General features: G+C 34.8%; 25 protein-coding genes. 16 read left to right on the top strand and 9 right to left on the bottom strand.

Annotated elements, in window-relative coordinates:
- The first annotated feature begins 482 nt into the window (after window positions 1–482).
- From NHF50_RS10980 to scpA, 6 genes are all read left to right on the top strand, one after another.
- Window positions 483–1,244 carry a hypothetical protein gene (locus tag NHF50_RS10980; RefSeq protein ID WP_109569705.1) on the top strand — a complete coding sequence of 254 codons (762 nt, stop codon included), beginning with the start codon at window positions 483–485 and terminating at the stop codon, window positions 1,242–1,244.
- Window positions 1,245–1,470: 226 nt separating this feature from the next.
- On the top strand, window positions 1,471–2,079 hold the full coding sequence (gene udk / locus NHF50_RS10975) for a uridine kinase (RefSeq protein WP_109569704.1): 609 nt from the start codon (window positions 1,471–1,473) through the stop codon (window positions 2,077–2,079).
- Complete coding sequence (locus tag NHF50_RS10970) at window positions 2,080–2,427, top strand: septum formation initiator family protein (protein WP_245896359.1); 348 nt, start codon at window positions 2,080–2,082, stop codon at window positions 2,425–2,427.
- Between the two features lie 24 nt (window positions 2,428–2,451).
- Window positions 2,452–3,816 carry a methylmalonyl-CoA mutase subunit beta gene (locus tag NHF50_RS10965; RefSeq protein ID WP_252776426.1) on the top strand — a complete coding sequence of 455 codons (1,365 nt, stop codon included), beginning with the start codon at window positions 2,452–2,454 and terminating at the stop codon, window positions 3,814–3,816.
- Window positions 3,816–4,451 carry a hypothetical protein gene (locus tag NHF50_RS10960; protein WP_252776424.1) on the top strand — a complete coding sequence of 212 codons (636 nt, stop codon included), beginning with the start codon at window positions 3,816–3,818 and terminating at the stop codon, window positions 4,449–4,451. The genes NHF50_RS10965 and NHF50_RS10960 overlap by 1 nt, the downstream gene beginning before the upstream one ends.
- Window position 4,452: 1 nt before the next feature.
- Window positions 4,453–6,579, top strand: a complete 2,127-nt coding sequence (gene scpA / locus NHF50_RS10955) for a methylmalonyl-CoA mutase (RefSeq protein ID WP_252776422.1) — start codon at window positions 4,453–4,455, stop codon at window positions 6,577–6,579.
- A 44-nt stretch (window positions 6,580–6,623) separates the two neighbouring features.
- Here the strand turns inward: scpA and NHF50_RS10950 are convergent, their stop codons facing one another.
- Entirely contained in the window at window positions 6,624–7,526 is a 903-nt protein-coding gene (locus NHF50_RS10950) for a phytanoyl-CoA dioxygenase family protein (RefSeq protein ID WP_252776421.1), read from the bottom strand.
- A gap of 423 nt (window positions 7,527–7,949) precedes the next feature.
- On the opposite strand from NHF50_RS10950, the gene NHF50_RS10945 reads away from it, so the two are divergent.
- The gene (locus tag NHF50_RS10945; RefSeq protein ID WP_252776418.1) at window positions 7,950–8,738 is read left to right on the top strand and encodes a hypothetical protein; all 789 of its coding nucleotides are present in this window, start codon (window positions 7,950–7,952) and stop codon (window positions 8,736–8,738) included.
- An 11-nt stretch (window positions 8,739–8,749) separates the two neighbouring features.
- Window positions 8,750–9,220, top strand: a complete 471-nt coding sequence (locus NHF50_RS10940; RefSeq protein ID WP_252776416.1) for a hypothetical protein — start codon at window positions 8,750–8,752, stop codon at window positions 9,218–9,220.
- 56 nt (window positions 9,221–9,276) lie between these two features.
- Here NHF50_RS10940 and NHF50_RS10935 read toward each other — a convergent pair whose 3' ends face one another.
- The 4 genes from NHF50_RS10935 to NHF50_RS10920 all read right to left on the bottom strand — a co-directional run bounded on the left by NHF50_RS10935 (window position 9,277) and on the right by NHF50_RS10920 (window position 12,805).
- Complete coding sequence (locus tag NHF50_RS10935; protein ID WP_252776414.1) at window positions 9,277–9,813, bottom strand: lipopolysaccharide assembly protein LapB; 537 nt, start codon at window positions 9,811–9,813, stop codon at window positions 9,277–9,279.
- Window positions 9,797–10,489, bottom strand: coding sequence for a peptide chain release factor H (gene prfH / locus NHF50_RS10930; protein ID WP_252776412.1), 693 nt, complete (start codon window positions 10,487–10,489; stop codon window positions 9,797–9,799). The genes NHF50_RS10935 and prfH overlap by 17 nt, the downstream gene beginning before the upstream one ends.
- Before the next feature lie 11 nt (window positions 10,490–10,500).
- Window positions 10,501–11,892 carry an RtcB family protein gene (locus NHF50_RS10925; RefSeq protein ID WP_252776410.1) on the bottom strand — a complete coding sequence of 464 codons (1,392 nt, stop codon included), beginning with the start codon at window positions 11,890–11,892 and terminating at the stop codon, window positions 10,501–10,503.
- A 352-nt stretch (window positions 11,893–12,244) separates the two neighbouring features.
- The gene (locus tag NHF50_RS10920) at window positions 12,245–12,805 is read right to left on the bottom strand and encodes a hypothetical protein (protein WP_245896357.1); all 561 of its coding nucleotides are present in this window, start codon (window positions 12,803–12,805) and stop codon (window positions 12,245–12,247) included.
- A gap of 202 nt (window positions 12,806–13,007) precedes the next feature.
- On the opposite strand from NHF50_RS10920, the gene NHF50_RS10915 reads away from it, so the two are divergent.
- From NHF50_RS10915 to NHF50_RS10880, 8 genes are all read left to right on the top strand, one after another.
- Window positions 13,008–13,610, top strand: coding sequence for a PAS domain-containing protein (locus NHF50_RS10915; protein WP_109569694.1), 603 nt, complete (start codon window positions 13,008–13,010; stop codon window positions 13,608–13,610).
- A 135-nt stretch (window positions 13,611–13,745) separates the two neighbouring features.
- Window positions 13,746–14,561: an SUMF1/EgtB/PvdO family nonheme iron enzyme gene (locus NHF50_RS10910; RefSeq protein ID WP_252776408.1), complete on the top strand. Its 816-nt coding sequence runs from the start codon at window positions 13,746–13,748 to the stop codon at window positions 14,559–14,561.
- A 162-nt stretch (window positions 14,562–14,723) separates the two neighbouring features.
- Entirely contained in the window at window positions 14,724–15,488 is a 765-nt protein-coding gene (locus NHF50_RS10905) for a ParA family protein (protein WP_109569692.1), read from the top strand.
- A 4-nt stretch (window positions 15,489–15,492) separates the two neighbouring features.
- Window positions 15,493–16,389 carry a ParB/RepB/Spo0J family partition protein gene (locus NHF50_RS10900; protein ID WP_109569691.1) on the top strand — a complete coding sequence of 299 codons (897 nt, stop codon included), beginning with the start codon at window positions 15,493–15,495 and terminating at the stop codon, window positions 16,387–16,389.
- Entirely contained in the window at window positions 16,389–16,949 is a 561-nt protein-coding gene (locus tag NHF50_RS10895; RefSeq protein WP_109569690.1) for a DUF5683 domain-containing protein, read from the top strand. Before NHF50_RS10900 ends, NHF50_RS10895 begins: the two co-directional genes overlap by 1 nt.
- 45 nt (window positions 16,950–16,994) lie before the next feature.
- Complete coding sequence (gene dapB / locus NHF50_RS10890) at window positions 16,995–17,699, top strand: 4-hydroxy-tetrahydrodipicolinate reductase (RefSeq protein WP_109569689.1); 705 nt, start codon at window positions 16,995–16,997, stop codon at window positions 17,697–17,699.
- A 34-nt stretch (window positions 17,700–17,733) separates the two neighbouring features.
- Complete coding sequence (lepB, locus tag NHF50_RS10885; RefSeq protein ID WP_252776406.1) at window positions 17,734–19,287, top strand: signal peptidase I; 1,554 nt, start codon at window positions 17,734–17,736, stop codon at window positions 19,285–19,287.
- A 79-nt stretch (window positions 19,288–19,366) separates the two neighbouring features.
- Window positions 19,367–19,978 carry a WbqC family protein gene (locus NHF50_RS10880; protein ID WP_252776403.1) on the top strand — a complete coding sequence of 204 codons (612 nt, stop codon included), beginning with the start codon at window positions 19,367–19,369 and terminating at the stop codon, window positions 19,976–19,978.
- A gap of 1 nt (window position 19,979) precedes the next feature.
- Here NHF50_RS10880 and NHF50_RS10875 read toward each other — a convergent pair whose 3' ends face one another.
- Genes NHF50_RS10875 through mutL form a run of 4 tightly spaced genes read right to left on the bottom strand, consistent with a single transcriptional unit; the run spans window position 19,980 to window position 24,550 of the window.
- The gene (locus NHF50_RS10875) at window positions 19,980–21,011 is read right to left on the bottom strand and encodes an endonuclease/exonuclease/phosphatase family protein (RefSeq protein ID WP_109569686.1); all 1,032 of its coding nucleotides are present in this window, start codon (window positions 21,009–21,011) and stop codon (window positions 19,980–19,982) included.
- Window positions 21,012–21,893: a rhomboid family intramembrane serine protease gene (locus NHF50_RS10870; protein ID WP_252776401.1), complete on the bottom strand. Its 882-nt coding sequence runs from the start codon at window positions 21,891–21,893 to the stop codon at window positions 21,012–21,014. It abuts the gene before it with no gap.
- A 33-nt stretch (window positions 21,894–21,926) separates the two neighbouring features.
- Window positions 21,927–22,679, bottom strand: coding sequence for a rhomboid family intramembrane serine protease (locus tag NHF50_RS10865; protein WP_252776399.1), 753 nt, complete (start codon window positions 22,677–22,679; stop codon window positions 21,927–21,929).
- Window positions 22,676–24,550 (bottom strand): DNA mismatch repair endonuclease MutL, encoded by a 1,875-nt coding sequence (gene mutL / locus NHF50_RS10860; RefSeq protein ID WP_109569683.1) that lies wholly within the window; start codon window positions 24,548–24,550, stop codon window positions 22,676–22,678. Before mutL ends, NHF50_RS10865 begins: the two co-directional genes overlap by 4 nt.
- Window positions 24,551–24,553: the final 3 nt, after the last annotated feature.

Genomic DNA, 24,553 nt, shown 5'->3' with positions numbered 1-24,553 from the left:
ACAACAAGACATTTAGTTACATTCAGATAAATAATACTATAATTCTGGAAATAACGGAGAGAATACTCATTTCAGTTTGAAAGAAAGTTCCAAGGGTATTTGGAACAGACAATAGATTTTTTCAGACAGGAGAAACTTTACTGGTATTCGAATCACTCTACTCCTGTAAAATAAAAACCGCTTTGAAACCATACAATTAATCATTTGCTTTCTTCAGAATGTACACAACGATAAAAAACTTTCAGCAATGACGTTTTTTATTTATATTATTAGATCTTTTTCTAAAAAGCATAAAATTTTCAAAAAGAGAGGAGTGAATAATTTAAAAATACTCTTCAATGTCACTTTCAACCTAAAAAAAGGATACTTCAAATCTTTTTTCTAAAACAATTTCCTATGTTCTCTTAGTTTCGCTGACAATAATTAATTATTTGATTTAATCAACCTTTAAATAGTATTCCTATTTTAATTAAACTCAATAAATGAACTCACAAAACGATTTCTATAAGGTAAAAAAGCAGATCCTTTTTTTAATTATATATTCTGTATTTATTTCTTTGATTTTGATTTTTGGACTATTTTTCAGAATCTATACTGATAAAAACCAAACCTTTAACGAAATAAGTGTAAAAAGAATAAACGTTTTAGAAAATGATGGAACTCTCAGAATGACCATATCTAATAAGGAAATGTCTCCTGCTCCCCTGTCGTATGGTAAACCTTTTGGTCTACAAGGAGGAAATAGAACAGGAATTATCTTTTTTAATGAAGAAGGAACAGAGGCAGGAGGACTCATTTTTGCCGGAAAAACAGATACTTTAAACAACAACTATGAAGCTTATGGTCATCTTTCTTTTGATCAATACAATCAAAACCAAGTCCTTTATTTACAATATTCAGATGAAAATGGAACAAAGAAAACCGGTTTGTATATAGATGATTGGCAAGAAAAGCCCATTTTTGCTGAATGGAATTCAAAATTCAAAGAAATAATAGAGTCTTCTTTAGAAGAAACTGAAAAAGAACAAGCCATCAAACAATTAATGGAGCCGACCGAGGGACATCCTGCATTTGCAAATCGGGTTTTCATAGGTAGAGATACTAATAAATCTGCAATACTAAACCTTTGCGACGGACAAGGGAATACAAGGCTTCAACTCTTAGTCGATTCATTAGGAAACGCAAAAATTAATTTTCTCAACAGTAAAGGAGAAATTGATTATAGCTTTCCTCCAGTAAATTAAAAGATCCCAACAACAATATAATTAATCATTTGCTTTCTACAGAGTGCTCCCAATAATAAAAGACTTTCAGTACTGAAAGTCTTTTATTATTTACACACTTTCTTCTTTGAATTCAATCTATATAGCACTTAGAACTATAATAATTTACCATAAAAAAATAAAAAGTAAAGCTTTATATTTTAGAATTAGTTATTTTTGCTTTGTATATAACAAATAAAAACACTGAATGTTAATTATTGGTATTGCCGGCGGAACCGGTAGTGGAAAAACTACTGTAGTTCACCAAATTATGAACGAATTACCGTCCACTGAAGTTGGAATTATTTCTCAGGATTCTTATTATAAAGAAACACACCACCTCTCTTATGAAGAGCGTACAAAAATTAATTTTGACCATCCGAGAGCAATTGATTTCGATTTATTAGTTCAACACTTAAAAGAGTTAAAAGCCGGAAAAACCATTGAACAGCCCGTGTATTCATTTGTAACACACGATCGTACAGATGATAGCATTGTAACACATCCCAGAAAAGTGATGATCGTTGAAGGCATCCTGATCTTAACCAACCCTGAATTGCGTGATATGTTCGATATCAAAGTATACGTTCATGCCGATTCAGACGAAAGACTGATCAGACGCTTAAAAAGAGATATTGCCGAAAGAGGAAGAGATATGGAAGAAGTTTTAAACCGCTACCAAACCACATTAAAACCAATGCACGAACAATTCATTGAGCCCACTAAGGCTTTTGCCGATATCATTATTCCTAACGACAAATACAATACGGTTGCCATAGACGTTGTAAGAGCCGTAATCAAACAAAGAATCCATTAATTGAAAAAACTAAAGAACATAGTCAACCATTTTCCTTTCCTTAAATACTTAGGAAACAGATATGTTTTGGCCTCCGTTCTGTTCATTCTTTGGATACTGTTTCTGGATAACTACTCTTACCTTGAAAGCCGTGTTTTAGACAAACAGATTGAGGAATTAGAGGATAACATCAGTTATTACCAAAAAGAAATTACAAAAGACAGCATCAAAATTAAAAAATTAAAAAATGCTGATCAGATAGAAAAATATGCTCGCGAAAAATATTATATGAAAAGAGCGAATGAAGATGTTTACGTCATAGAATATGAAGATGATACCAACCCTAAAGACGACACATCTGATTTTTAACAGACAAACCAAGCTTAATTGATTATGGAAAGTAAAAAATTGTTTAACGAATTTAATGCCGTTTCTTCTAAAGAATGGAAGCAAAAAATTCAGTTTGAACTTAAAGGTGCCGACTACAACGAAACCCTCGTTTGGGAAAGTCCGGAAGGTATTAAAGTAAAACCGTTTTACCACGTTGACGAATTTGAAAATAACGTAACGGTTTCCACAGATGTAGCCGATTTTAAAATTCTGCAAAAAATCTTTGTTCACGATGTAAACAAAGCCAATGAAAAGGCCAAAGATACTTTGAACCGCGGAGCAGAAAGCATCCGTTTTTCAATTGAGAACGAAAATATCTCTTTAGAAGACTTATTTTCTGACCTGCCTAACGAAACTATTCTTTACTATTTTTATTTGCCTTTTCTCTCAAACGATTTCGTAACTAAAATCGAATCGTTCAGCAAGCAAAATAAATACCAGATCACACTTTTAATTGATAGCATCGGAGAACTGGCTAAAGAAGGAAACTGGTTTGAAAATCTGGAAAATGATTTTGCGAAATTAAATCAAATAGCCACAAAAAACAGTCTCCCTTTTTTAAACATTAATGCGGTAACGTATCAAAATGCCGGAGCCAATATTGTTCAGCAAATTGCGTACACTTTAGCTCATGTTAATGAATATTTTAACCGCATCGAAAATATCAATACCCCAATTACCATCGAAATTGCTGTAGGCTCTAATTACTTCTTTGAAATTGCAAAATTGAGAGCTTTGCGCATGTTGTTCAATATATTAGCTAAGGAATACAATCATACTTCTGATTGTCAAATCATTGCCACACCTACTAAACGAAACAAAACGTTATACGATTACAACGTTAATTTACTTCGTACTACAACCGAATGTATGTCAGCTATCTTAGGCGGAGCCAATGCTGTTAGTAATTTAGCCTACGATGCTCTTTACCACAAAGACAATGAATTTGGCGACAGAATTTCAAGAAACCAACTTTTAGTTCTAAAGAATGAAAGTTATTTTGACAAAGTGAACAATCCGGCTGACGGCGCCTACTATATTGAAACATTAACGGAACAATTAGCCGAAAAAGCTTTGGCTTTATTCAAAGATATTGAAGCAAACGGCGGTTTCATCACACAATTAATAGAAGGAACTATTCAGCGTAAAATTGCTGAAAGCGCTCAGAAAGAACAAGAATTATTTGAAAACGGAAAAGAAATTTTATTGGGAACCAATAAATATCCGAATAAGAATGACCAAATGAAAAACGATTTGGAACTATATCCGTTTGTAAAACAAAATCCGAGAAAAACATTGGTTACGCCAATCATTGAAAAACGATTGGCAGAAAAAATGGAACAAGAACGACTAGCTACTGAGCAATAATGAAATTAAAACACCTTTTATTTTTTCTTTTCTTAAGCTTAATTTCTTGTCAACAAGTAATTGAAGAAACTTCAAAAATTGTAAGTGAACAAGCTAAACCTAAATTAAAAGGGAAATATCATTCGTTACAAAAAGAAAATGTAAAAATATTTCTTCCTGAAGGATTTAAATACATTACACACGAAGAATATAAAAATGTTTTAAAACAAATCGGTGACAGCACTCTTTATAATGCAGAAGTACAGAGATTAGATAATATAAAAATTAATGATAAAAAGCTTTACATTTTTGAATATCCGGAATCTGCCTCTACATTAAATGTATTAGTAGAAAAATATTTACCTTTTAATAAAGAAGATGGTAAATATTTATTAGGCATTATTTCAACCATGCAAAAAAACACATATAATATTAAAGATTTAAATACTGAACTTAAAGAAGCTAGAGTAATGGGAAATAAAAACTTGAAAATTTTTAAAGCAATATACAAGTTTACAAACCCATCTTTTCCTGCCAGTCAAAAATTTTTCAGACATTACTATTTAATTAGTTACAATAAAAAAACGCTATTTCTAAATATGGAAAGCACTCAATTAATTGATTTTGATCCTTATTTAAGAAAAATAAAAATGTAATATGAGAAAAGACATACAACATATACAATTAGTCAAAAGTCAAAAGTCAAAAGTCAAAAGCACTACTGATGACAACTTTACAACTGCCGAAGGAATTGAAGTAAAACCGACTTATTCCGAAGAAGATGTTCAAAGTTTAGAACACATTGGTTTTGTCGCAGGTTTTGCACCCAATCTTCGTGGTCCCTACGCTACCATGTACGTTCGCCGCCCGTGGACCATTCGTCAATACGCCGGATTTTCAACCGCCGAAGAAAGTAATGCTTTTTACAGAAGAAACTTAGCTGCCGGACAAAAAGGACTTTCCGTTGCTTTTGACTTAGCTACACACCGTGGTTACGATTCTGACCACGAGCGCGTGGTAGGGGATGTCGGTAAAGCAGGAGTAGCTATCGATTCTGTGGAAGATATGAAAATACTTTTTGACCAAATTCCTTTGGGAGAAATGTCGGTTTCCATGACCATGAACGGTGCCGTATTACCGATCATGGCTTTCTACATTGTAGCAGCGGAAGAACAAGGTGTAAAACCGGAATTACTTTCCGGAACGATTCAAAACGATATTTTAAAGGAGTTCATGGTGCGAAATACCTATATTTATCCACCTACTCCCTCCATGAAAATTATCGCCGATATTTTTGAATACACGAGCAAATTCATGCCCAAATTCAACTCGATCTCTATTTCTGGTTACCACATGCAAGAAGCCGGTGCTACAGCCGATATTGAATTGGCCTACACTTTAGCTGACGGTTTAGAATATGTAAGAACCGGATTAGCTGCCGGAATGAAAGTAGACGACTTTGCTCCTCGCCTTTCGTTTTTCTGGGCTATCGGCATGAACCATTTTATGGAAATTGCCAAAATGCGCGCCGGTCGTATGCTTTGGGCTAAATTATTAAAACAATTTGATCCGAAAAGTGAAAAATCTTTAGCCTTGCGTACACACTGCCAAACTTCAGGATGGAGTTTAACTGAGCAGGATCCGTTTAACAACGTGGCTCGTACGGCTATTGAAGCTGCTGCTGCTGCTTTTGGCGGAACACAATCATTACACACCAATGCGCTGGACGAAGCGATTGCTTTACCAACAGACTTCTCAGCTCGTATTGCCCGAAATACTCAGATTTATTTACAGGAAGAAACCAAAATTTGCAAAACGGTTGATCCTTGGGCCGGAAGCTATTACATTGAAAGCCTGACCGCTGAAATTGCTGAAAAAGCCTGGGCTTTAATTCAGGAAGTAGAAGAATTAGGCGGGATGACCAAAGCAATCGAAGCCGGGATCCCGAAATTACGCATTGAAGAAGCTGCTGCCCGTAAACAAGCTCGTATAGACAGCGGACAAGATATCATTGTGGGGGTAAACAAATACCGTTTAGAAAAAGAAGATCCTTTACATATTTTAGAAGTAGACAACCAGGTTGTTCGTAAACAACAAATTGAGCGTTTAGAACAAATTAAAGCGACTCGTGACAATACAAAGGTTCAGGAATGTTTGGCCAAATTAACAGAGTGTGCCCAAACAGGAAGCGGAAACTTATTAGACTTAGCAGCAGATGCAGCACGTAACAGAGCCACTTTAGGTGAAATTAGTGACGCATTAGAAACTGTTTTCGGAAGATACAAAGCACAAATCAGAAGTTTTAGCGGCGTGTATAGTAAAGAGATTAAAAACGATGAAAGCTTTGAAAAAGCAAAACAATTAGCAGATGAATTTGCTGCTAAAGAAGGTCGAAGACCTCGTATTATGATTGCCAAAATGGGACAGGACGGACACGACCGTGGCGCTAAAGTAGTGGCTACAGGTTATGCCGATGTCGGTTTTGACGTAGACATCGGACCATTGTTCCAAACACCGGCCGAAGCTGCTAAACAAGCTGTAGAAAACGACGTTCACGTTTTAGGCGTTTCTTCTCTGGCAGCGGGACACAAAACGTTAGTTCCGCAAGTAATTGAAGAATTGAAAAAATACGGACGTGAAGATATTATGGTAATTGTTGGCGGTGTCATTCCGGCACAGGATTATCAATATTTATTTGATGCCGGTGCAGTAGCCGTTTTTGGTCCCGGAACAAAAATCAGCGATGCGGCCATTACTATTTTAGATATTTTAATGGAGGATTAAACTACTACTCTAATAAAAAACCAGCATAATGCTGGTTTTTTATTTTAAATCCACTCCGTAGGTTCTTTATAATTTTCTCCAAAATAAGTTACATATTGTACCATTCGAGGTTTTTTGCCATAATTCGGTGTTGCACAATGCGGTAAAGATTGATCCCAGATTACCATATCTCCTGCTTCACCGGTAATAGCAATGGGTTGTAAAGTCTCTACGGCATAATCTCTCGGATGTTTCGTTTCAGGAATCTGTGTTAGCCAATCCCCTATTTTGTGTTGAAAACCCGGCACACAATGGAAAGCACCGTCCATCGGACCACAATCAGAAAGATAAATTAATCCTTGTAATCGAAACGGTATGGGTTGCCGGAGGCTAACATCCCAATGCAGACTACTTCCTTTGAAAGAATAATTTGGTCTTAAAGGCGGATTGAAACTTACTTTATCAATGGTTTTATATATTTTTTCAGATTGATACAATTGTTCGTACGCTTTTTTAATGCGCGCTGATGATCTGTTTTTTTCCAATATCGGATGATCAAAAAAATTAACCATCAAACCTTTTTGCATAGGATGGGTTGCATACCAGGAATCCGGATTATCGGGTTGCATTCCTAAAAATTCCCAAATAATTTGTTGGGCGGATAAACAATCTTCTTTAGCAATAGCGTTCTTTAACACCAGATAGCCATTGGTCTCAAAAAATCGCAAATCACTTTCACTCAAAACCATTTCATCCTGTTCATCGACAGTAATAAGCATGGCTGCTTTTTTATGTATCCATTTTTCAAAATCCTCGGCAGAGGGCTTATCAAAATATAGATAGTGTAAAGCTTCATCTAATCCTATTCCATTCTTATACAAATACTCCATTTCCTGGGCCCAACTTGTTGTGGCTGTAGATTCTCCTTGTAAAATACGATTTCGGAATGAGGCTGATATAGGATTCATAGTTTGTATTATTATGTACCTATCAAAAATATGAAATTCTTATTTTATTTTCTTACAAAATCACCATTAGTATTTTGAACGTTTTATTTAGAGGATAATCTATAACTCTAAAGAAAAGTAGAGACTTAAAGCTAAACATTTTATCCAAGTATATTACATATAACTCTTGTTATAATTTAACATTTTTTACAGAAAAACTGTATCCAAGTTTGATTAAAAACCATTTAGATTTGCACCAATAGTTATAAGATAAAACTCAAAAAAATTATTAGCTAAAAAAGCTTCCTCTAATTTGATTAAAAAATAGAAAATCAAAAACAGATTAATATTTAATACTTGACTTTTACTTATAACGGGGAAAATAAGCCAAACAGACACCCGATAACAATAGTAAGTGATCAATAATAAAATCATTTATAAAAAATGAAAAATAAATTAATTATCCTAATTACTTCTTTCTTAACATTGTCTTTAGTCAAATGCAGTACTGATGAGAAAGAAAACAACTCAAATGTTTTAAATTCAATTCAAAAAGATATTGCTGATCAGAAAGCATATCCGAATGTAAAGAATAGATATGATTATAGTTCAAAAAATTATTTCGATTATATAAAAAGTAATTCTTCTATTTATTCTAAAACCGACTTAAGTACTTTTAAAAGTCAATCCATCTCCTTAGATAGCATAAAACAATCCGTTAAAGATTTCTATTATGATAAAGGATATTCAGAAAATCAAATTGATGCTTTCTTTGATGAAAATCTTCAAAATTTAAAACAATATCAAAGCTACCAGGAATTATTATCTGCTAAAGTTAAAGATGGTATCATCCCTAAAGAAGAAAAAGAAATAATAGAATCTTTTTTGGATTACTACTTTGAAACTGATACTTATGAAGATTTCTCAAAAATAACTGATATATTTATTTACAATGTAAATTCGTCCAATTTTAACGAGTTCGAAAAAAGAGGTATGTTAACAATCTTCGATACATTTAGAGCTAATTTCAATAAAAACTATGATACCATTGAAGACTTTTCGCTTACTAACAAAACTAATACCCTAACTGCTAAAGTAAGTAAAGATACTGAATGCGGTGGTCGAATGTTGATTGGAATGATAGGTGGTGCACTTACTGGCAATGGCATTGGTTTCGTTGTAGGAACGGCAGCTGCTTTTTTTGAAAATTGGGTAGCTGGTTGTTTTGACTAAAATTTATGCTTATGAAATCTATATTTATATTGCTGGCGAAAAGCATACTTTTTTTCTCTATAATATTTTTATTATATAGTTTTTTCTTAGATAGTGAAAATATAAAAATTTTATACCAAATACTTTTTCCATCTATGATAATAAGTATTTTACTGCTTATAATACACATATTACTATCTAAAAAGAATGGAGTTATAAAAGATTTTTCACCTAATCAAAGCTTTATACTTAAGAATCCTGTTAATTTAGATGTATTAGACTCGAAAATCCAATCTGTTACCAACTGGAAACTAATTACCAAAAGTAATAGTACTCTTATTTATAAAAGTAAAGCCAATTTTTTTAAATCCTTTGGTGAAGTTATCAAAGTATCTAATGAAAAAGATTATACTGTACTTTCAAGTAAGCCTTTAGTTTTTACAACAATTTTTGATTTTGGTAAAAATTACCAAAACTTAAATTTTCTGAAATCAATTATTTGATTTCTTTTACATAATTTTCTTGATAAAAAAACGCCAGCTTAAAGCTGGCGTTTTTTTTATTTCCTTTTCTTACTTTTAGATCTATCTTTTTTAGATTTCTTCTTTTTCTTTCCTTTTAGCAACTCTCTCTTAGATTTGATCCGTTTTTCGGTTTCTTCAATTTCTGAAGAATAGTTCGAGAAATCTAACAATTTAGCTTCTTTTACCAATTGTAAAGCTATTTTCCATTGTTGTTGTTTTTCCAAAACCTTAACTTTCTTCAACAACATTATTACTTTATCAATACCTTTAACCGTCAAAGAAAAGTCGATTAATTTCAAGGCTTCATCTAAATCATCGTTCCAAAACAAGGTTTCGGCATAATACGGATATACCATTACAGCATTGATATCGATAGCCAACGCTTCGCTATAATATTCCTTGGCAGCTTCATAATCTTGCAACTGTTCGGCATAAAAACGCCCGTACAAGCATAAAGCCACGACATTTTTATCATCATAAGCCAAAGCATAACCTAAAGATTCCAAGGATTCTTCCAAATAATACGGATAATTATCCAATGCCTGAACTACATATTTATCTATTGATTGCATCTCTGATCTGTTTTTTGCCGTTTTGGCGTTCTTTTTTGTTTTTATTTTCTTTTTTCTCTTTCTTAAAATCAGTTCCTTCAAAGGTGCGGACGGGATTTCCACGCTCAATTTGCATTTGATTCATCCAGACTTGTTGAAACTGATTCTGGTACTGCTCTTTTTCGGCTTCCTGTAATTTTTGCATCAAACGCTCGGTTGCTACTTTTTTGTTTTGATGCTGCGAACGTGAATCCATACTAACAGTCGAAATTCCTGTCGGAATATGGATCGCTCTTACAGCTGAACTCACTTTATTAACATGTTGACCGCCTGCACCCGAACTTCGCATAACTTGGTATTGAATCTCTTTTTCTGAAAACCGAAATGCTTTTTGCGGTTCAATTTCAAAAATCCCGATAAACCAATTCTTCCGTTTGTGGAACTTCCGAAAGGTACTTTTGCCAATCCATTGAACGGTTCCCAACCAAGAAGCCGTAAAAGTTGCTACCTCTTTACCTTGCAAGGCAACAATAGCCGAAACTACTGTTCCGTTTTCTTGTCCGGCTTCGCGATGCAATACCGTTGCAGAAATTTTATAAACTGGTGCTTCTTCGAGCACTTTTTTTAATACTTGTGCCACTACCCAGTCGCACTCTGCCGGACCTCTGCCCGATGTAATTTGTATAATCTTGTCCATTTTACTTTTCATTATTTATCCATTCGTACAATTTTGGGCGTAAATGTTCCCAAAACGCTTACTAACTCCTTTTGTAGTTCCATTACGGTATGGATATTTTTATACGCCATTGGCGCTTCATCAACACTACCGCCAATTAAGGAAACGTTGTGTTCTTTCAGTTCCTTTTTAATTTGGCCTTGCGTAAATGTTACTTTACACTTTCCTCTGGAAAGTAATCGTCCGGCACCATGCGAAGCTGAATTCAAAGCCTCCGGATTTCCTTTTCCCATCACAATAAATCCCGGTGCTGTCATAGAACCCGGAATAATACCGAGTTCGCCTTGTGCTGCCGGAGTCGCTCCCTTGCGATGCACAATACATTCTTTGCCGTTTACTTGCTCTTTCCAAGCAAAATTGTGATGGTTTTCTATGGTTAAAGCAATACGTTTTCCCAGTGCTTTGGCTATTCGGCGGTGAATGTCTTCGTGACAAGCTTTGGCATAATCACCGGCTAAATTCATTGCCATCCAATATTCCTGCCCGTCATGTGTATTCAGATCGAGCCATGCTAAATGTTGTACATTCTTAGGTAACGGACATTGCTTTGTAGCCAAATAGGTGTAATGCTTCGCAATATTAGCTCCGAAACCTCTAGAACCACTGTGTGACAAAACCGCCAGATATTCCCCTGCTTCTAACTTCCACTCCGGTAAAGTTTCCTGCAAATTGACTACACCAAACTCCACAAAGTGATTCCCTCCACCGGAAGTTCCCAACTGTTTATAGGCTTTATCCAATAATTGCTTTACAACCGGAATGTTCTTGAACTCTTCGCGATAAAACACTTCATGATCGGCTTTAACCTTATGTGTTTCTGACATACCGAATTTGGTGTGATCGGATAAAATAGCCTTCAATTGTTCTTCTTTACCTTTTATAAAAGAAGCCGGCAAGTCAAAAACCGACAAGCTCATTCGGCAGCCGATATCCACTCCTACTCCATACGGAATGACAACATTATCGGTTGCCAAAACACCACCGATCGGTAACCCGTAACCGGAATGTGCGTCAGGCATTAAAGCTCCCTGAACGGCGATCGGAAGTTTAAGAGCATCGTACAACTGAAACTTAGCTTGCTCTTCTATTTCATTTTCTCCGAAAATAGAGAATGGCACTCTGCTGTTTCGCAATTGTTGTAATTTGACCTGAACCGGATTGACCAAACCTTCAGCTAATTTGCCCCAAGTTCCGTGGTTTTTGAACTTTTCAGGATATAAAAGCACTTCTTTAGCTTCGGATAAAATACTTTCCTTTTTTTCTTTTTTACGATATCTGTTAATTTGCCCTAAAGCTATATTGATTGTATTATTTTTAGGAAAACCCAATTTGATTAGGTCTCTTCCTGATAATTTATTTCCCATGATAAAAAATTGAATTGATTCATTCCTTTCGTGACAAAACATGCCATAGCAAATTTGTCCTGACAGGATTTTGATAAAATGTTCCGGAGAAATTTTGGAGAGTCTAGAATACAAAAAAGCCCGAAACTAATTGTCTTCGGGCTTTTTCATATTTTGAGTTCTTTTAGTCTAAATATCAGAAAGGCCACGAAGAAAAGTCACATCAGTTCCAACTGATCCGTAACTTAAAGATGTTAATTGTAGTACAAACATTTTTCTTCGTTTTTATAGATTAATACTTATTTTCTGTGCAAAGATTTGTATTTATTTTTCAATTTTCCAAATATTTTTTACCTCAATTAAAAACTGGCACCTAAAAATCAACTTCTTCAATGGCTTTTATAGCTTCATAAAAACTGATTTGCTCTACTTCTTTAAAAAAATCAATTTCAGTAGCATGCGGTAAAAAATCGGAAACAATACGAATAATAAAATCCTGTGGTTTCTTTAAAAACATAAACGTATAATCTTCCATATTGACAATTGTTCCGGTTGTAAGATGAGTCGTCTTTACAAACTTATCGGAAGTCAGAGAAGTAAGACAAGGTAAATTAGTTCTGGCACTTTCAACGATTAATCTCCCGTTCTCAAAAAGTTCTCCTTGATAACCGTACAACGAACAAGCCGTAATCTCAACTGGTTTTCCTAATCTCAGCTGCTTCGGCAATACATTTTCCTGACCGATAACTGCTCCGAAACCTAATAAAACACAAAGATCATGTTCCGGTAAATTCATCAAAGCTTTAGCTGTATTTTCCCGACCAATTCCGGAAATTACAACGTTGTAGTCGTTTTTTAAAGTAGAAAATTGAGCAAAAGCCTGTTGGACTTTTTGCTTCTCTATATCCATCGGAGTCAACAAAATGATTTTCATCTATTAAAAGCACTTAAAAATAACGTATTTAACAAAAAGTTAAAAGGCAAATTAAAAATTCAATATTTTTTACGTTAAAAAAAACAAAGCAAGGCTTAATGCAAAAAAAAATGATTTTTCCATAAAAAAATATGACAAATATCATTATTTTTGTAAACAAATAACAACTAAACGAAAATTATTATTTAACCAAATCTCGAAGATGGAAGAAATTCAAAGACCTACACCTATTGATAAGGAAGTAGTATGGGACAAATCAAAGATTTTAATGAGTAAAACTGATAAATTCGGAACTATCGAATATGCAAATGATGCATTCGTAGACGTTTCGGGTTATGAAGATTACGAACTAGTAGGTAAGCCTCACAATATCATCAGACATCCTGACATGCCTAAAGTTATCTTTAAAGTTTTATGGGATAATTTGAAAAAAGGAAATAACTTCCATGCTATTGTAAAGAATTTAGCTAAATCAGGAAGGTATTACTGGGTAATCACAGATTATGAAGTTGTAGAAGATCAAAACGGAGAAATCATAAATTATATCGGTAGAAGAACAGCTGTTCCGGACGATGTAGTTAGCAAAAGTATTGAACCGCTTTACAAAAAGTTACTTCAAATCGAAGAAGCAAGTGGTGTTGAATCTTGTGAAAAATATTTAACAGGGTTCTTAGAAGAAGAAGGTAAGTCTTATGACGAATACGTTCTTAAATTACTTGCTGATTATGAAAAAACAAACAATCCTCAGCCAATCGTTGAAGAAAAAGAAGAAAAAGGATTTTTCGGAAAACTTTTCGGTAGATAATTTTTTATAAAAACACACCCTAAAAGCGTCTATTTGAGACGCTTTTATTTTTTAAAAACCTAACAAATATCATATTATCTTTTTAAAACTTCTTATAATTTCGTCGCCGTAAATAACCCTTAAACTAACCTAAGAATGAATAAAAATTACAAATTTGCTCTATTACTTATCATCTTATTTCCCTTCCTTAACACTCTACAAGCACAATACAAACCGGAAATGGTTACTGTAAAAGGAGGAACCTTTATGATGGGAACTAAAGAAAACCCATACATTGAAACAGACGAACAATTAGCTCATGAAGTTACGGTTAAAGATTTTGAAATCGGAAAATACGAAGTAACTATCTACGAATGGAGCTTATATGTTAGAGACAACAAATTAAAATTCCCTAAAATAGATTACCTATCTAAAAACGCTCCTATACGAGAAATCTCATGGATTGACGCAATCAACTATTGCAACTGGTTAAGCAAAAAGAACGGATTCAAACCTGCCTATAAAAGAGTTAACAACCAATACGTTTGCGATTTTTCATCAAACGGATACCGTTTACCTACTGAAGCAGAATGGGAATTTGCTGCTAAAGGCGGAAACGAAACTAAAAATTTTAAATATTCAGGAAGCAACAAAGCTGATATTGTATCGTGGTACAAAAACAACAGCAATAATAAAATTCACCAAGTAGGCACTAAATTAGCTAATGAACTAGGCATTTACGACATGAGCGGAAATGTTTGGGAATGGTGTTGGGATTGGTATAACAAAGATTTCTACTTAACTGAAAGCGGCAATAACCCTATAGGTCCGGAACGAGGTACTGAAAGATGCCTGAGAGGCGGAAGCTGGGACAGTCGATTGTATTCTTTAAGATGCGCCAATCGTTTAAAAGACAAACCTTTTCTATCCTCTGAATTTTACGGCTTCAGATTAGCAAGAACCATCAATTAAAGAGAAACATTTTGTTTCTCTTTTTTTATAAAAAAATCTTAAGACCCATACACCCATTAAAGGATTTTCATAACTTGTAACAAAAGTTCTATTGTTAACAAATTTGAGTTGAAAAAACAATAAATAATTGTATTTTTACCACTCAAAAATTTTAATCATCAAATGGGTAAAATCATAGCAATTGCCAATCAAAAAGGAGGAGTTGGCAAAACAACTACTTCTGTTAACCTTGCAGCTGCCTTAGGCGTGTTAGAAAAAAAGGTGTTATTAATTGATGCTGATCCGCAGGCTAATGCTAGTTCCGGCTTAGGTATTGATGTTGAAAATATAGAAATAGGCACATATCAGATCTTAGAACACAGCAACACCCCTGATGAAGCTACTATAGGCTGTACTTCTCCGAATGTCTCTGTCATTCCGGCTCATATTGATCTGGTTGCTATTGAGATCGAATTAGTAGATAAAGAAAATCGTGAGTACATGCTTAAGACAGCATTGGAAAGCGTAAAAGACAAATACGATTATATTATTATTGATTGTGCTCCGTCGCTCGGACTTTTAACCCTTAATGCTCTAACCGCTGCTGATAGTGTTGTGATCCCTATTCAGTGCGAGTACTTTGCTCTTGAGGGGCTGGGTAAATTACTAAACACGATTAAAAGCGTACAAAAGATACACAATCCTGAATTAGATATCGAAGGTTTACTACTAACAATGTATGATTCCAGATTAAGGCTTTCTAATCAAGTTGTTGAAGAAGTACAGAAACACTTTAACAATATGGTATTTGACACGATCATTCAACGAAACATTAAATTGAGCGAAGCACCGAGTTACGGAGAAAGTATCATCAATTATGACGCAACCAGTAAAGGTGCCAGCAATTATATTAACTTAGCAGAAGAAATTATCAAGAAAAACAAATAAGAGAATGGCGAAAGCAGTAAAAAAGCAAGCTTTAGGAAGAGGATTGTCAGCTTTATTAAAGGATCCTGCAAATGATATCAAATCTGCTGAAGATGCCGGAGCAGATAAAGTTGTAGGTAATATTATTGAGCTTGAATTAGATGCAATTGAAATAAACCCTTTTCAACCCAGAAGTAACTTTAATGAAGAAACCTTAAAAGAATTAGCTACTTCAATTAAAGAATTGGGAGTAATTCAGCCTATTACTGTTCGTAAACTGGATTTCAATAAATACCAACTTATTTCTGGGGAACGAAGATTACGTGCTTCTAAATTGGCAGGATTAACAACTGTACCTGCTTACATTCGCCTTGCTAATGACAATGAATCTTTAGTAATGGCACTGGTTGAAAACATTCAACGTCATGACTTAGACCCTATTGAAATAGCAATCTCTTATCAACGATTAATTGATGAGATCAGCCTTACGCAGGAGGAATTGAGTGAACGTGTAGGTAAAAAACGTTCAACGATTACTAATTATCTTCGCCTGTTAAAATTAGACCCGATCATTCAAACCGGAATGAGAGACGGTTTTATTTCCATGGGTCACGGTAGAGCTTTAATCAATATTGATGATACTGATGTGCAAAGTGATATTTACCATAAAGTAGTTACACAAAACCTGTCTGTTCGTGAAACGGAGGCTTTAGTAAAAAAATATCACGAGAGCTTAAAACCTAAAACTGCTAAAGCAAACTCAGGCAGCTTTGAAGTTAAAGACACCGACAAAAAGGTATTTACAGATTTCTTCGGCACTAAAGTAGATGTTAAAGCTGCTACAAACGGAAAAGGAAAAATCACGATCCCTTTTCATTCTGAAGAAGATTTTAATCGAATTTTGAAACTCATCCATAGTTAGTGAATTTAAGGCTTACATTAATATTCGTTTTTATCTTTCTTTGGAGTATCGATAGTAACGCTCAGGAAGAAGTTAGCATAGTAACAAAAGATACTGTTCAGGAAACCATTAATCCGTTGTCTCCTTCTAAGGCGGCTTTCTATTCAGCTGTCGTTCCCGGATTGGGGCAAATCTATAATAAAAAATACTGGAAACTGCCTTTAGTATACGGAGGATTAGCTGCCGGTATTTATTTTTACACTTGGAATAACAATAAATATCACGAATACAGGGACGAATACAAGCGAAGGTTAGACGGAACTTCTGATCCTAACCACCCAATTTATGCAGGCTTAGATGATGATCGATTGATCAGAGCTCAGAAATTCCACCAACGAAATCGCGATTTATCAGCATTAATAACAGCCGGTATTTACATTTTAAACATTGTTGATGCCAATGTAGACGCTCACTTAATGCAATTTAATGTCAACGACAATCTATCATTGGCTCCGGATATACATCAAAACCAAATTGATTATAAATTCAACACCGGTGTAAAACTCACTTTTAACTTTTAACATTTCATTAGGTAACAAAATACGTTAAACACTACTAACTACATCATGAAAATAGCACTTTTAGGATACGGGAAAATGGGTAAGGTAATTGAAGGAATTGCCATAGAGCGCGGGCATGAAATTGTTTTGAAGAAAAGAAGTCAGGATACATTTGAAGGTCTTGCAAATGCTGATGTTGCAATTGATTTCAGCGTTCCTTCCAGTGCTGTAGAAAACATTACAGCTTGTTTAGAGCATAACATACCTGTTGTAAGCGGAACTACCGGCTGGCTGGAAAAATATAATGAAATGGTCGCTCTATGCAAAGCTAAGAACGGTAGTTTTATATACGGATCAAACTTTAGCTTAGGGGTAAATATCTTTTTTGAACTGAATGACTATTTAGCCAAAATGATGGCTAACTTAAAAGAATATAACGTAAGTATGGAAGAAATTCACCATACTCAAAAATTAGATGCCCCAAGCGGAACAGCCATATCATTAGCAAAAGGAATTATTGAAAATTCTGCTTATACAAGTTGGACTTTGGAAAAAGATGCTCAGGAAAATCAGATACCTATTGATGCCAAACGCATTGAAAATGTTCCCGGTACACACAGTATTTTTTATGACAGCAAAGTAGATCAGATTGAAATCAAACACACAGCTTATAGCCGTGAAGGTTTTGCTTTAGGTTCTGTTATTGCTGCCGAGTGGCTCGTTGGTAAAAAAGGAGTCTTTACAATGAAAGATGTTTTAGGACTTAAGTAAAAAACAAACGAATTAACGCATAAATAAAATAAATATGGAATTATCAGGTTGGATTTTATTCATACTAATTGTCCAAGTGATTCACGGATTAGGAACTTGGAAACTATACACAGCAGCCCAAAGAAAAGCTTGGGAAGCCTTTGTTCCTGTTTACAATGCCATTGTTCTGATGAAAATCATCAACCGCCCTACTTGGTGGACGTTGCTACTTTTCATTCCGATCATTAATCTGTTTATGTTTCCCATTATTTGGATTGAAACATTGCGAACTTTCGGCAAGAAAACAACACCGGACATGCTGTTAGGTATTTTTACACTTGGCTTTTACATTGCCTTTGTCAATTATACACAAAATGTTACTTATCACCCTGCCCGTGAATTAAAAGCTCCTACGAAAGCTATGGATACCGTTGGCTCACTGGCTTTTGCTATCATTGTAGCTACTTTTGTACACACCTATTTCATTCAGCCTTATACAATACCTACTTCCTCTTTAGAGAAATCACTATTAGTAGGAGATTTTCTTTTTGTGAGTAAATTTCACTATGGCGCCAGAACTCCTATGACAACAGTTGCGGCTCCTATGGTTCACGATACTTTACCCATTCTGAAAACTAAATCTTATATCAAGTGGCCACAACTTCCTTATTTCAGATTGCCCGGTTTTCAAAAAATACAACGCAATGATATTGTTGTTTTTAACTGGCCGGTAGATACTGTTTATAAATTTTTTGATCGTTCCGGAAGAAGAGCTGATAAACCGATTGATAAAAAATCAAACTATGTCAAAAGATGTGTAGGCTTACCAGGCGACACGTTGAGTTTAAAAGACGGTTATGTTTATATTGACGGGAACAAATTACAACTTCCTGAAAGAGCAAAACCTCAATATTCTTATAAAGTTGCTTTTGATAAAAATTCACCCCCGAATTTTGAATACATTTTAAAAGAATTAAACATCACCGATGCAGCTTATCAAACGGCTCAGGATACTGTTATGTTCTCTGCGCTAACTGACGAGAGCGTTAACAGAATTAAAAATGTTCCCGGAATCAAAGGTGTCGTAAAAATGGTTTCACATGCTGTTGAAAAAGCTATTTTCCCTCACACTCAAAACTGGAATGTAGACAATCTGGGACCTATTTATATTCCAAAAGCCGGTGTTACAGTTGAACTTAATAGTAATACACTACCTTTTTATAAAAGAATTATTACTGATTATGAGCACAACACTCTTGAAACCAATGGTAATGAGATCAAAATCAACGGCACTCCCACCCATTCCTATACATTTAAACAAAATTATTATTGGATGATGGGAGACAATAGACATAATTCTGAAGATTCCCGTTATTGGGGATATGTTCCGGAAGATCATATTGTAGGGAAACCTATCTTCATCTGGATGAGTATTGACGGTATAAACAACGGGATCAAAAACTGGAAAATCCGTTGGGACAGATTATTTACTACTGTTTCCGGAGAGGGGCAACCACAATCTTATTTTAAATATTTCTTAATTTTGTTAGCCCTTTATTTTCTAGGGGAATACTTCTATAAAAAGAAGAAAAAGAAAGCGAATGCATAAGAAAGAAATAATATATAACCTAAAAGTTCAAAGTACACTACTTTGAACTTTTAAGTTTAAAAGAATAATATAACTACCTATGGATATTTTATTACACCCGACATATTTCCCTTCTATTAGTCACTATGTAGCTATGGCTCAAGCGGAGAATATCGTTTTTGAGACAGAAGACAATTTTCAAAAACAAACCAACAGGAACCGAATGTACATTTACAGTCCAAACGGACTGCAAATGCTTAATATTCCTGTAAAACATTCAAAAGACAAACATCAGAAGTTTAAAGATGTAAAAATTGAGAATGCCTTCGACTGGCAGAAAAATCACTTTAAATCCTTAGAAGCTGCTTACAGAACTTCTCCGTTCTTTGAGTACTTTGAAGATGATCTTCGACCTGTTTTTGAAAAGCAACATTCTTTTATGCTGGATCTTAATCTGGAAATTTTTGAGATACTGAATGACTGTTTAGGAATTGATCTGCCTTATTCCAGAACAGAAGAATATTTTCACGAAGTCACTGCCCAAACTGATTTTCGCTACTTGGCAAACGGCAAAAAAGATACTTTCATTAACGAAGCTTACACTCAGGTTTTTGATGAAAAACACGGTTTTATTCCAAATTTAAGTATTCTGGATCTTTTATTTAACGAAGGTCGGCATGCTAAAGAATATTTATTGAAGCAAAAATTATAAATTATTTCTCTAAGCTAATTCTGGTATACACCGGAAAATGGTCGCTTAGCTTAACCTTTGTATCCGTTCTATAGGTTTTAATAGTAAAATCTTTATCAGTCAGAACATAATCGATACGAGCCGGATAGAAATCAAAATTATACGATTTCCCGAAACCCGTCCCGGCTTCTTCAAAGGCGTCTTTCATTTCGCCTTTAATCGTTCGGTAAACATACGAAAAAGCGCTATTGTTCATATCGCCACAAATGATCTTAGAGTAAGGACATTGAGCAAAATGCTCGCGAATGATCTCAGCTTGCAATTGTTGTTCGCTAAAAGCCTGACTAATTCGTTTAAAAATAAATTTCGATTTATTTTCATCAAATTTTTCGTGAATATCAGTACTGATCTTAATCGATTGCAGATGCATGCTGTAAACACGAATGGTATCTTTCTGACGGACTAAATCAGTATAGATAACATTGTTACTCGTATTAGGAAAATCAATTTCTCCGCTATTGATTATTTCATATTTAGAAAAAATAGCCTGTCCGTATTTATTTCTTTCTCCGTACACCTTAACGTAACGATACGGAAAGTTTCGCAGCCTTACTTTACTATTCGGAGAATATTCTTGTAAACACAAAATATCGGGATTATAATCCTGAATAACATCTGTAATTTGTTCTGGAATATCTTTTACCGGCAACCACTCGTATAAATTAAACAAACGAACATTATAACTCATCAGCTTAAAGTCTGACGGAGACTCCGGCAAATCAGTTTCTGAAAACTTGTAAAATTTATTGATGAATGTGAAACCGATCAGTAGTACAATTCCCGACAGGACAGCTTTTCGCTTAAGTTGCAGGATCCAAACTGTAAAAAAAGCAAAATTAAGAATCAGAAACAAAGGCATTAACAACGTTAAAACGCTTAGAAAAGGAAATAATTTCGGAGTGAGAAAAGGTAAGATATAAGCAAGAAAAGTCGCTAAAGCCAAAACCTTATTGAAAAAAAACGCAATTTTAGTAATGACTGATTCCTTTTGCATTTACTTGCCTACCTTAAATAAAAAATCTTTTTCCTCCTTAGTCAGACTATCGTAACCTGATTGACTGATCTTATCCAAAATCTCATCAATTTTCTTTTGTTCTACACTTTTATCTTTATCAGTTGTTGATGAACTTCTGCTTGCTGTACTTTTATTAGTCGTTGTATTTTTATATACTGTTTTAAACGGAGTTTTCTTTTTAGGGGTAGACAAATTTTCAAAAAAATCCTGAATTTTAGAAATTCCTTTCGATAAATCGACTCCTCCTTTCAAACTTTTTATATAAATATAACCAAATAAAGCGCCTCCTAAATGCGCTAAATGTCCTCCTGTATTACTTACCGGCAACTGTATCAAATCTAAGAACAGAATCACTATTGCGATCCAGATCAACTTAACATTACCAATCAACAGCAAACGAACCTGCATTTCAGGTGCATATGTAGCCGTTGCTAACATAACAGCCATAATAGCGCCACTTGCCCCAACTACTATAGAAGAGGCTCCTAAAAGTGCATAAGACAACAAAAAAACAAATCCGGAAAATAATCCTCCGAGAATAAAAACCCCTAAAAGTTGGCGTTGGGTAAAAAAAGTGGTAAAGATCCTTCCGGTAAAATGCAACACCAACATATTGAACAATAAATGCAAAAATCCGGCGTGAACGAACATATAGGTAAAAATCGTCCAAGGTGTTTTAATAAAATAAGACAAATCGGAATGTAAGGCAACTAAATCATAACAGTCAAAACTCCATACTTCTGTAATATAAAGCAATTGTAATAATGCTGTTACTACAAAAATACCAATGTTCCAAAAGATTAGCTTTTGAGCTACACCTCCGATCTTGTATTGCACTTTTAAATCTTCCAGTATTGACATGTAAACCTATTTACTTTTACCTTCTACTCCTACTTATCTATCCCAACGATTGTTATTGAACTGGCCTTTTTTCCAATACCACATCATGATAAAACCAACAATAGCTCCCCCTATATGGGCAAAGTGTGCTATACCGGTTCCGGAACCTCCGAAAATAGAACTTCCTTGTAACCCCAAGTACAAATCTAAAGCTACAATTCCAGGTACAAAATATTTAGCTTTAATCGGTATCGGAATAAACAACATCATTAATTCGACATTCGGAAACATAAAAGCAAAAGCAACTAATAAGCCGTAAATTGCCCCGGATGCTCCTACTGCTTCTCCCAAGTAAGCCTGCATCATTCCATTGAATTGCGAATTGCTTAAGACTTCCTCCCAACGTGTGTCGTATTTACCCTCACCCAGTGCATTCATAATATCCGTTTTCTCAAACCCATTAGCCATTAAAACATTCAATGGTTCGTGAAAAGAATAATAATTAGCTGCCGTATGCAATAACATTGCTCCTAAGCCACATGAAATATAAAAAAATAAAAATTTATTACTTCCCCAAAAATGTTCCAATGTACTTCCAAAAGTGACTAAAGCAAACATATTAAAGAAGATATGCATTAGATTAGCATGCATAAACATGTGTGTGATAACTTGCCAGAAACGAAATTTATCACTTTCTACATAGTGCAATGCCAATAAATCCTGAGCCTGTGGCACTAGGTAACTTCCTATAAAAAATATAATATTAATGATCAGCAAATGCTTGACCATGTCTGTCATTCTCATCATAATGTAAATTTTTTGTCTAAATCTTCCACACTTAATGTCACAAAAGTGGGTCTGTTAAAAGGTGAAACATTAGGTTCTTTACAGGCAAATAAGGCATTTACCAAGTTTTCCTGTTCTCTTTCGGTCAATAGTGTTCCGGTTTTTACCGCCAAACTCTTTGCCATAGATTTTGCAATACCATCGTTGAGCGAAAAAGTATTTTCCGGAACTTCATTTTGTAAATTAGAAATTAATTCTTCTAATACGATAGAAACTTCACTTTCCTGAACTGTTACGGGAATTCCCGAAATCAACACCCTTTCTTTATCCATTTTATCAAAGATAAAACCGGTATTTTCCAAAGACGGTTTCAATTCTTTTAGAAGTTCCATCTCCTCAAAAGAAAAATACAACTCTAAAGGAAACAGCAATTGCTGACTCGAAGCACTCTGCACTGTAATATTCGCCAGATACTGCTCATACAAAACCCGCTGGTGAGCCTTATTCTGATCCACAACTAACATTCCTGATTTAATAGAACTAATGATATATTTCTTATGGAACTGATAGGTCTTAGAAGCTATTTCTTCTTCTTTTTCCTCATGTTGAAATAAGTTTCCGGTGACTTCTTCACTCTCAAAAGAAATAGAAGCAACTTCCTCAGTATCGCTCTTTAAGTCCACATATAAACTTTCCCATGAAGTCGTTTCCTTTTTAGGAAAGGGATTTGAAGAATAAGAACCTCCTCCGCTACTCTTTTTAGCTACAGTGGTTGTTGCACCGTCTGCAAAAGGATTAAAATTAGAATCTACCTGTATAAGAGGCATTTCACTTTCTTTACTTCTATAATCATAAGGCGTATCCAAATTAGGATCACGTTCAAAATCCAATACCGGAGCCACGTTGAATTGCCCTAAACTATGCTTTACAGCTGAACGTAAAATAGCATATAACGATTGTTCGTCATCAAACTTAATTTCCGTTTTAGTCGGATGAATATTTATATCGATCGTATTCGGAGGCACCTGAAGGTATAAAAAATAGCTCGGCTGATTTCCTTCTTTCAACAGACCTTCGTAAGCACTCATTATAGCGTGATGTAAATATGCACTTTTAATGAATCGATCGTTAACAAAGAAAAATTGTTCGTTTCTGTTCTTTTTAGCAAACTCCGGCTTACCTATAAATCCACTGATCTTAACAATTTCAGTATCTTCAGTTACCGGAACCAGCTTTTCATTAGTTTTTCCTCCTAAAAGGTTAACGATACGCTGACGGTAATTAGACGGAGGTAAATTGAACATTTCACTTCCATTATGGATCAGCGTGAAATAAATAGACGGATGCGCTAAGGCTACCCGTTGAAACTCATCAATTACATGACGCATTTCTACTGTATCCGATTTCAAAAAATTGCGTCGTGCCGGAATATTAAAAAAAAGATTCTTTACCAAAAAAGAAGTCCCTTTTGGTAAAACAGCAGCATCCTGAGCAACAAACTTACTTCCTTCAATAACAATATGAGTTCCCAGCTCTTCCTGATCACGTTTTGTTTTCAATTCCACATGAGCAATTGCGGCAATTGAAGCTAATGCTTCTCCTCGAAAACCTTTGGTATGCAGATCAAACAGATCCTCAGCGTGGCGTATTTTAGAAGTTGCATGACGTTCAAAACACAAACGGGCATCAGTAACGCTCATTCCCATGCCATTATCTATAACCTGAATTAATGTTTTTCCGGCATCTTTTACTACAAGCTTTATATCGGTTGCTTTGGCGTCAATAGCGTTTTCCAACAATTCTTTGACAACAGAAGCAGGTCTTTGTACCACCTCCCCTGCAGCAATCTGATTGGCTACGTGATCCGGTAAAAGTTGAATTATACTTGACATGTA

Source organism: Flavobacterium sp. NRK F10 (assembly GCF_024054235.1).
Classification (GTDB): Bacteria; Bacteroidota; Bacteroidia; order Flavobacteriales; family Flavobacteriaceae; genus Flavobacterium; species Flavobacterium sediminis.
This window is presented reverse-complemented; position numbering and strand designations above follow the sequence as displayed.

Bases quoted from the DNA above. Each gene is read 5' to 3' on its own strand.
- NHF50_RS10980 (WP_109569705.1), top strand. From the start codon at position 483: ATGAACTCACAAAACGATTTCTATAAGGTAAAAAAGCAGATCCTTTTT.
- udk (WP_109569704.1), top strand. From the start codon at position 1,471: ATGTTAATTATTGGTATTGCCGGCGGAACCGGTAGTGGAAAAACTACT.
- NHF50_RS10965 (WP_252776426.1), top strand. From the start codon at position 2,452: ATGGAAAGTAAAAAATTGTTTAACGAATTTAATGCCGTTTCTTCTAAA.
- NHF50_RS10960 (WP_252776424.1), top strand. From the start codon at position 3,816: ATGAAATTAAAACACCTTTTATTTTTTCTTTTCTTAAGCTTAATTTCT.
- scpA (WP_252776422.1), top strand. From the start codon at position 4,453: ATGAGAAAAGACATACAACATATACAATTAGTCAAAAGTCAAAAGTCA.
- NHF50_RS10950 (WP_252776421.1), bottom strand. From the start codon at position 7,526: ATGAATCCTATATCAGCCTCATTCCGAAATCGTATTTTACAAGGAGAA.
- NHF50_RS10945 (WP_252776418.1), top strand. From the start codon at position 7,950: ATGAAAAATAAATTAATTATCCTAATTACTTCTTTCTTAACATTGTCT.
- NHF50_RS10940 (WP_252776416.1), top strand. From the start codon at position 8,750: ATGAAATCTATATTTATATTGCTGGCGAAAAGCATACTTTTTTTCTCT.
- NHF50_RS10935 (WP_252776414.1), bottom strand. From the start codon at position 9,813: ATGCAATCAATAGATAAATATGTAGTTCAGGCATTGGATAATTATCCG.
- prfH (WP_252776412.1), bottom strand. From the start codon at position 10,489: ATGGACAAGATTATACAAATTACATCGGGCAGAGGTCCGGCAGAGTGC.
- NHF50_RS10925 (WP_252776410.1), bottom strand. From the start codon at position 11,892: ATGGGAAATAAATTATCAGGAAGAGACCTAATCAAATTGGGTTTTCCT.
- NHF50_RS10920 (WP_245896357.1), bottom strand. From the start codon at position 12,805: ATGAAAATCATTTTGTTGACTCCGATGGATATAGAGAAGCAAAAAGTC.
- NHF50_RS10915 (WP_109569694.1), top strand. From the start codon at position 13,008: ATGGAAGAAATTCAAAGACCTACACCTATTGATAAGGAAGTAGTATGG.
- NHF50_RS10910 (WP_252776408.1), top strand. From the start codon at position 13,746: ATGAATAAAAATTACAAATTTGCTCTATTACTTATCATCTTATTTCCC.
- NHF50_RS10905 (WP_109569692.1), top strand. From the start codon at position 14,724: ATGGGTAAAATCATAGCAATTGCCAATCAAAAAGGAGGAGTTGGCAAA.
- NHF50_RS10900 (WP_109569691.1), top strand. From the start codon at position 15,493: ATGGCGAAAGCAGTAAAAAAGCAAGCTTTAGGAAGAGGATTGTCAGCT.
- dapB (WP_109569689.1), top strand. From the start codon at position 16,995: ATGAAAATAGCACTTTTAGGATACGGGAAAATGGGTAAGGTAATTGAA.
- lepB (WP_252776406.1), top strand. From the start codon at position 17,734: ATGGAATTATCAGGTTGGATTTTATTCATACTAATTGTCCAAGTGATT.
- NHF50_RS10880 (WP_252776403.1), top strand. From the start codon at position 19,367: ATGGATATTTTATTACACCCGACATATTTCCCTTCTATTAGTCACTAT.
- NHF50_RS10875 (WP_109569686.1), bottom strand. From the start codon at position 21,011: ATGCAAAAGGAATCAGTCATTACTAAAATTGCGTTTTTTTTCAATAAG.
- NHF50_RS10870 (WP_252776401.1), bottom strand. From the start codon at position 21,893: ATGTCAATACTGGAAGATTTAAAAGTGCAATACAAGATCGGAGGTGTA.
- NHF50_RS10865 (WP_252776399.1), bottom strand. From the start codon at position 22,679: ATGATGAGAATGACAGACATGGTCAAGCATTTGCTGATCATTAATATT.
- mutL (WP_109569683.1), bottom strand. From the start codon at position 24,550: ATGTCAAGTATAATTCAACTTTTACCGGATCACGTAGCCAATCAGATT.